Annotated in this window: 7 protein-coding genes; 2 read left to right on the top strand and 5 right to left on the bottom strand. The window is 53.1% G+C overall.

From position 1 onward, the window contains the following. Positions 1-384 precede the first annotated feature (384 nt). Both purH and purD read left to right on the top strand, forming a co-directional pair. Entirely contained in the window at positions 385-1,974 is a 1,590-nt protein-coding gene (gene purH / locus AC6EMZ_RS22995) for a bifunctional phosphoribosylaminoimidazolecarboxamide formyltransferase/IMP cyclohydrolase (RefSeq protein ID WP_498405143.1), read from the top strand. 15 nt (positions 1,975-1,989) lie between these two features. Further along, entirely contained in the window at positions 1,990-3,282 is a 1,293-nt protein-coding gene (gene purD / locus AC6EMZ_RS22990) for a phosphoribosylamine--glycine ligase (RefSeq protein ID WP_498405142.1), read from the top strand. Positions 3,283-3,319: 37 nt separating this feature from the next. On the opposite strand, the gene AC6EMZ_RS22985 is transcribed toward purD, so the two are convergent. The 5 genes from AC6EMZ_RS22985 to hemE all read right to left on the bottom strand — a co-directional run bounded on the left by AC6EMZ_RS22985 (position 3,320) and on the right by hemE (position 6,860). Continuing rightward, positions 3,320-4,012, bottom strand: coding sequence for a DUF1481 domain-containing protein (locus AC6EMZ_RS22985; RefSeq protein ID WP_498405145.1), 693 nt, complete (start codon positions 4,010-4,012; stop codon positions 3,320-3,322). 11 nt (positions 4,013-4,023) lie between these two features. Next, positions 4,024-4,296 (bottom strand): nucleoid-associated protein HU-alpha, encoded by a 273-nt coding sequence (gene hupA / locus AC6EMZ_RS22980; RefSeq protein ID WP_032615913.1) that lies wholly within the window; start codon positions 4,294-4,296, stop codon positions 4,024-4,026. Between the two features lie 186 nt (positions 4,297-4,482). Beyond that, a complete protein-coding gene (locus tag AC6EMZ_RS22975; protein ID WP_498405141.1) occupies positions 4,483-5,073 on the bottom strand; it encodes a YjaG family protein in 591 nt (196 codons plus the stop codon). Positions 5,074-5,114: 41 nt separating this feature from the next. Then, positions 5,115-5,786, bottom strand: coding sequence for a deoxyribonuclease V (gene nfi / locus AC6EMZ_RS22970; protein ID WP_498405140.1), 672 nt, complete (start codon positions 5,784-5,786; stop codon positions 5,115-5,117). Positions 5,787-5,795: 9 nt separating this feature from the next. Next, positions 5,796-6,860 (bottom strand): uroporphyrinogen decarboxylase, encoded by a 1,065-nt coding sequence (hemE, locus tag AC6EMZ_RS22965; protein WP_498405139.1) that lies wholly within the window; start codon positions 6,858-6,860, stop codon positions 5,796-5,798. Positions 6,861-6,897: the final 37 nt, after the last annotated feature.

The raw sequence follows: 6,897 nt of genomic DNA, 5'->3' as shown, positions 1-6,897 counted from the left end.
TGGCGTATATTACGCTTTCCTCTTTCAGAGTCAACCCTCAATTTCAGAATTTTTTCTCTTCAACCGAACCGGTTGTTGTGTGAAGTGATTCACATCTGCCGTGTCGATGGAGGCGCATTATAGGGAGTTCTCAGCAGGCCGCAATACTTAAATGACAGAAAAATGACTGACTGCTGCATTCCACAGCAAAACCCCGCCTTATACCCTTTTTCACACAGACTTATCCACAAAGCTGCGAAAAATTCAAAATTCGCGAGCGCTGCGCAAACGTTTTCGTTAAAATGCACGCGCAAAACAAGGATGCCCCGTTAGGGGTGTTAGATGAGTTTTTTGCGGAAAATTCATCTAACGCTCTCTGTCATCGTGAAATCCAGGGGATTTACCATGCAACAACGTCGTCCAGTCCGCCGCGCTCTGCTCAGTGTTTCTGATAAAGCCGGTATCATCGAATTCGCTCAGGCACTTTCTGCACGTGGTGTAGAGCTGCTTTCCACTGGCGGTACCGCCCGCCTGTTAGCAGATAAAGGTCTACCGGTGACCGAAGTGTCCGATTACACCGGTTTTCCGGAAATGATGGATGGGCGCGTAAAGACTCTGCATCCAAAAGTACACGGCGGCATTCTGGGCCGTCGCGGTCAGGATGACGGGATTATGGATCAACATGGCATCGCGCCGATCGATATGGTTGTCGTTAACCTTTATCCATTCGCCCAGACCGTCGCTCGTGAAAACTGCTCTCTGGAAGATGCGGTAGAGAATATCGATATTGGCGGTCCAACGATGGTCCGCTCCGCAGCCAAGAACCATAAAGATGTCGCCATCGTAGTAAAGAGCAATGACTACGAAGCCATTATTAATGAGATGGATGCCAACGATGGTTCTCTGACGCTGGATACCCGCTTCGACCTCGCCATTAAGGCGTTTGAACATACCGCCGCTTACGACAGCATGATCGCCAACTACTTTGGCAGCCTGGTTCCGGCCTATCACGGCGAGAGTAAAGAACCTTCCGGCCGCTTCCCGCGCACCTTGAATCTGAACTTCATCAAGAAGCAGGATATGCGTTATGGCGAGAACAGCCACCAGCACGCTGCCTTCTATATAGAAGAAGAGATAAAAGAAGCCTCAGTCGCCACCGCGCAGCAGGTTCAGGGCAAAGCTCTCTCTTATAACAACATCGCCGATACCGATGCGGCCCTGGAGTGCGCGAAAGAGTTCAGCGAACCCGCATGTGTGATCGTAAAGCACGCAAACCCCTGTGGCGTTGCGGTAAGCACCTCTATTCTTGATGCTTATGAACGTGCCTACAAAACCGACCCGACTTCCGCTTTCGGCGGCATTATTGCCTTTAACCGCGAGCTGGATGCCGAAACGGCACAAGCGATCGTCTCCCGCCAGTTTGTGGAAGTGATTATTGCCCCTTCCGCTACTGAAGAAGCACTGAAAATCACCGCGGCTAAACAGAACGTCCGCGTACTGGTTTGTGGTCAGTGGGCCGAGCGCGTTCCAGCGCTGGATTTCAAACGTGTTAACGGTGGAGTGTTAGTGCAAGACCGTGACCTGGGAATGGTAACAGCAGGCGATCTGCGCGTTGTCAGCAAGCGCCAGCCAACCGAGCAGGAACTGCGTGACGCGCTTTTCTGCTGGAAGGTAGCGAAGTTTGTTAAATCCAACGCCATTGTTTACTCGAAAGAGAATATGACTATCGGCATTGGCGCCGGTCAGATGAGCCGCGTCTATTCCGCTAAAATTGCCGGTATTAAAGCCAGTGATGAAGGTCTGAAAGTAAAAGGCTCCGCAATGGCATCTGATGCTTTCTTCCCGTTCCGCGATGGTATTGATGCCGCAGCCGCAGTAGGCGTGACCTGTGTTATCCAGCCTGGCGGCTCAATCCGCGATGATGAAGTGATTGCCGCTGCCGATGAACACGGTATCGCGATGATCTTCACCGACATGCGTCACTTCCGCCATTAATTCCTGGAGCAAAGAATGAAAGTATTAGTAATTGGTAACGGCGGGCGTGAGCACGCTCTGGCATGGAAAGCAGCGCAATCGCCGCTGGTGAATACGGTATTTGTTGCACCAGGCAATGCCGGTACCGCGCTGGAACCTACTTTGCAAAACGTCGCTATCGGTGTGACCGATATTCCGGCGCTGCTGAGTTTTGCTCAAAACGAGAAAATCGATCTGACAATTGTCGGCCCGGAAGCGCCGCTGGTTATTGGCGTGGTTGATGCATTCCGCGCGGCTGGCCTGAAAATCTTCGGCCCGACTGAAGGCGCCGCACAGTTGGAAGGATCTAAAGCCTTTACCAAAGATTTCCTTGCGCGTCACAAGATCCCAACAGGCGAGTACCAGAACTTTACCGAAGTCGAACCTGCGTTGGCCTATTTACGTGAAAAAGGCGCACCGATCGTCATAAAAGCCGACGGCCTGGCTGCCGGTAAAGGCGTGATTGTGGCGATGACCCAGGAAGAGGCAGAAGCGGCCGTTCAGGATATGCTGGCTGGCAACGCGTTTGGCGATGCAGGACATCGTATCGTTATCGAAGAGTTCCTCGATGGCGAAGAGGCAAGTTTCATCGTTATGGTTGACGGCGAGCACGTGCTGCCTATGGCCACCAGCCAGGATCATAAGCGCGTTGGCGATGCAGATACTGGCCCGAATACCGGCGGCATGGGCGCGTATTCACCTGCACCTGTTGTGACCGATGAAGTTCACCAGCGCACCATGGAACGTATCATCTGGCCAACCGTCAGAGGCATGGCAGCAGAAGGCAATACTTACACAGGCTTCCTTTATGCCGGTCTGATGATCGACAAGCAGGGCAACCCAAAAGTTATCGAATTCAACTGCCGCTTCGGTGACCCAGAGACTCAGCCCATTATGCTGCGCATGAAGTCCGATCTGGTTGAACTGTGCCTCGCGGCCTGCGAAGGCAAGCTGGATGAGAAAACATCCGAATGGGATGAGCGTGCCTCTCTGGGCGTGGTGATTGCTGCGGGAGGTTATCCGGGCAACTATAACAATGGCGATGAGATCCACGGTCTGCCGCTGGAAGCAGTCGAAGATGGCAAAGTATTCCATGCGGGAACTACGCTGTCCGACGATGACCGCGTATTGACCAACGGTGGGCGTGTACTGTGCGCCACAGCGCTGGGCAATACCGTTGCGGAAGCACAAAAACGCGCATATGCACTGATGGCAGATATTCACTGGAATGGCAGCTTTAGCCGCAGCGATATTGGTTATCGTGCAATAGCACGCGAGCAGGGCGAGTAATTCATGCAGGCCCTCTCCATCTGGAGGGGGTTTTCATTCAAAAATTCTTTTCTGTCGGCTGCCAGGTGCAAAAATCTTCATTTGCCACCAGTAACAGCTGCGAGCCTTCCGGCGCTTCAAGCCACGCAACGTTCACTTCCATCGAAGACTGGCGTTGACGCTTTTCGATATGCTCTCTCGCCCACGACTCCAAATCCGGCTTTACGGTTTGTCCTTCGCAGGTGGTGACCGAACCATCGGCGTGCCAGCGTCCCTGACGCAGCACCACTCGCCCCTGACGCAGCGCATCGCTGGTCTGACGGATTTGTTCAGCACGATAGCGGTATAAGGCAATTTGATCGCTGGAAAGCTGCTGTTTTTGACCATTCACTTCACGCTGCATAAAGCTCAGCTCACCGTGATCGTCAAAACGAACGCGAACGTGTTCCGGGGTTTTACTGTAGATATTGAGTTCGATCAGCGACAGCGTATCGTCTTGCCAGCGGTATTCCGCTGTGGAGGTATCACCGTTATGCCACGGACTGAACGCAGAAAGAAGATGGACTTCGCCACTGACGTCTTTACGCCAGATACGCACCGCACCCTGGTTGTCAGCATAGCCGCTGGCGGTGAACGGTGGCAGAGAGGAATCATGACTACAGGCAGAGAGCAACAGTATGCCCGCCAGCGCCAACGTTGCGCGCCAGACGGACAAAAGGGGCGAAACCGCCCCCTTGGTAAAACTGTTCACTGCCACGCGGCTTACTTAACTGCGTCTTTCAGAGCTTTACCAGAAACAAATGCTGGTACGTTAGCAGCAGCAATTTTGATTTCATTACCGGTCTGCGGGTTGCGGCCAGTACGCTCAGCGCGGTGGTTCACTTTGAAGGTACCGAAACCAACCAGTTGTACAGCATCGCCTTCTTTCAGAGACTCAGTAATAGCAGCCAGGGTGGATTCCAGTGCAGCTTTAGCCTGCACTTTAGACAGATCAGCCTTGTCCGCAATTACATCAATCAGTTGAGTCTTGTTCATAAGTTATCCTTTCAATGTGTTTATCGCTTGCTAAGCATCGAGTGCGACGAAAATGCCAAAAAAGCACTCCCATGCATACACGCACCGATAGCCACTTTTTTTCGCCCCCCAAATGTAGACCAGACGGGGGGCAGAAGGGAAGAGTCGAGGTGTGACAAAACAGGCGTTAAATCACGTTTTATTGTCTCACTGGTTAAACATTATACCAATATTGCTCTCACCAGCCTCGCGCAGGTCCGCTCGTAGCCCTTTTATCAGCTCAATATCGCGTTCTTCACACTCGGCCAAAAGTCGGAATATTTCCCACTGAATGTCCCATTCTTGCTCCACCGCTGGGTTTACTCTGAGCTCTTCGTCGGTCATTTCGCGACCTTCCTGAGTCATTTCCAGCATCGCAACGGTCGTGATCGACGCCTTGCTGACTTCAATGGCATGCTCCAGGGTTTCACCGCTCAGACGGGAATGCACCAATTCACTTAAGGCAACACAGGCATCAATTGCCGGATAGACGCCATACAAATCGTAGTCGTCCGCCGAAGGAATTGCCTCTTCCAGCTTTTCAAGCTGAGAGTCGAAATTCACCTTTGCGTCTTTGACCGTTAGCGTTTCCCAAATCAGGTCCAGAATTCGACGATAAATCTGGCCTTCACCAAATTCGGTTTGCTTGCAGAACGTAGCATAGTTGGGATACATGCGCTCACACAGGCAAGCCATAAAGGTGACATGCTGCCAGCTTTCCAGCTTCTCAAGGCGCAGATGAATTGGGTTTTGTAACATGATGATGTCTCGAATCGGAAATTAGCCGCAGTTTAACTCAATCACCGCTGAATTTCCTGCCAACGAATGAATGCCGGACGCGCGGATGCGACTGCATCAGCCCAGCGAGTCGGCTCAGGTAAACGATAGCCCTTCATACAGCGCTGCACCCACGCCAACGCGCTATCCGTGCTCACCCGATGTCCGGTAGCGACAAACAGCGGATTGCAACGCGCTTTACTGCGCCAGACCCATGCCAACTGCTCACCTTTATCCATCAGGGGAGCGAGCGCACCAGGTTCGGCAGACAGTGGTTCAAATTTACCGCACAGACGTTTTTTGGCGACGCCAATCGTTGGGACATCCACCAGCAAGCCAAAATGGCTGGCAACGCCCAGACGGCGGGGATGAGAGATGCCGTGGCCGTCAACGAACAGTAAATCAGGTTTTTGTGAGAGCTGTTCCCACGCTGCCAGCAGCGCGGGATACTCACGAAAGGAGAGAAAGCCAGGAATATAAGGCATGGTGGTAGCGATACGCGCTACCTTGTATTCAACCAGTTCAAGCGCAGGATACGTCAACAGCACCATCGCCGCTCGCGTCACTTCTCCGCCCTGCTCAAATCCGACATCGGCACCAGCAATCAATTGCGGCGGGTCCTTATCCAGACAATCCTCACGGATCACTGACGAGGCAAGTTCGATTTGCTGAGCGCGTAACGACGCGAGATCCATAACTACTCCTTAAAGATGATACTGGGCAGAATGTCGGTGCACCGCCTCCACAAAAGCGCCAGCGTGTTCTGGCGGAACATCCTGATGAATACCGTGACCCAGGTTAAAGACGTGACCTTCGCCCTGACCGAAACCGGCCAGAATAGAGGCAACTTCTTCTTCAATACGGGCAGGCTGAGCATAAAGCATAGACGGGTCCATGTTGCCCTGTAGCGCGACTTTGTCACCTACGCGACGACGGGCATCGGCGATATCTGTCGTCCAGTCGAGACCCAACGCATCGCAGCCGGTAGCCGCCATAGCTTCCAGCCACTGTCCGCCGCCTTTGGTGAACAGTGTGACCGGCACACGACGACCTTCGTTTTCACGCAGCAGGCCATCTATAATTTTATGCATGTAATACAGTGAGAACTGCTGATAATCCCGCCCGGTCAGCACGCCGCCCCAGGTGTCGAAGATCATCACTGACTGTGCGCCTGCTTTAATCTGCGCATTGAGATAAAGCGTGACGCTCTTTGCCAGCTTATCGAGCAGCGCGTGGAGGGCCAGTGGCTCGGCATACATCATTTTTTTGATTACGGTAAAGGCCTTGCTGCTACCGCCTTCTACCATATAGGTCGCCAGAGTCCACGGGCTACCGGAGAAACCGATCAGTGGTACTTCGCCCTTCAGCTCGCGACGAATGGTACGAACCGCATTCATCACATAGCCCAGCTCTTGTTCCGGATCCGGAATCGGCAGTTTATCGATATCGGCCTTGTTCTTGATTGGCGAGGTAAAGCGCGGACCTTCGCCCGTCTCGAAATACAGGCCAAGGCCCATCGCGTCCGGGATAGTCAGAATGTCTGAAAAAAGGATCGCCGCATCGAGCGGGAAGCGGCGCAGCGGCTGCAGGGTGACTTCGCAAGCCAGCTCCGCATTTTTGCACAGCGACATAAAATCGCCCGCTTGCGCACGCGTGGCTTTGTACTCCGGCAAATAGCGTCCCGCCTGGCGCATCATCCACACTGGGGTGACGTCAACGGGTTGGCGCATCAGCGCACGCAGATAACGATCGTTCTTCAGTTCGGTCATTTTGCATTTCCTTAAGCGTTATGGCCTCAGTGTATCA

Source organism: Enterobacter sp. SCRI0065 (assembly GCF_059766475.1).
Note: the sequence above shows the minus strand (reverse complement) of the source record. Positions and strands in the feature narration are given on the sequence as shown.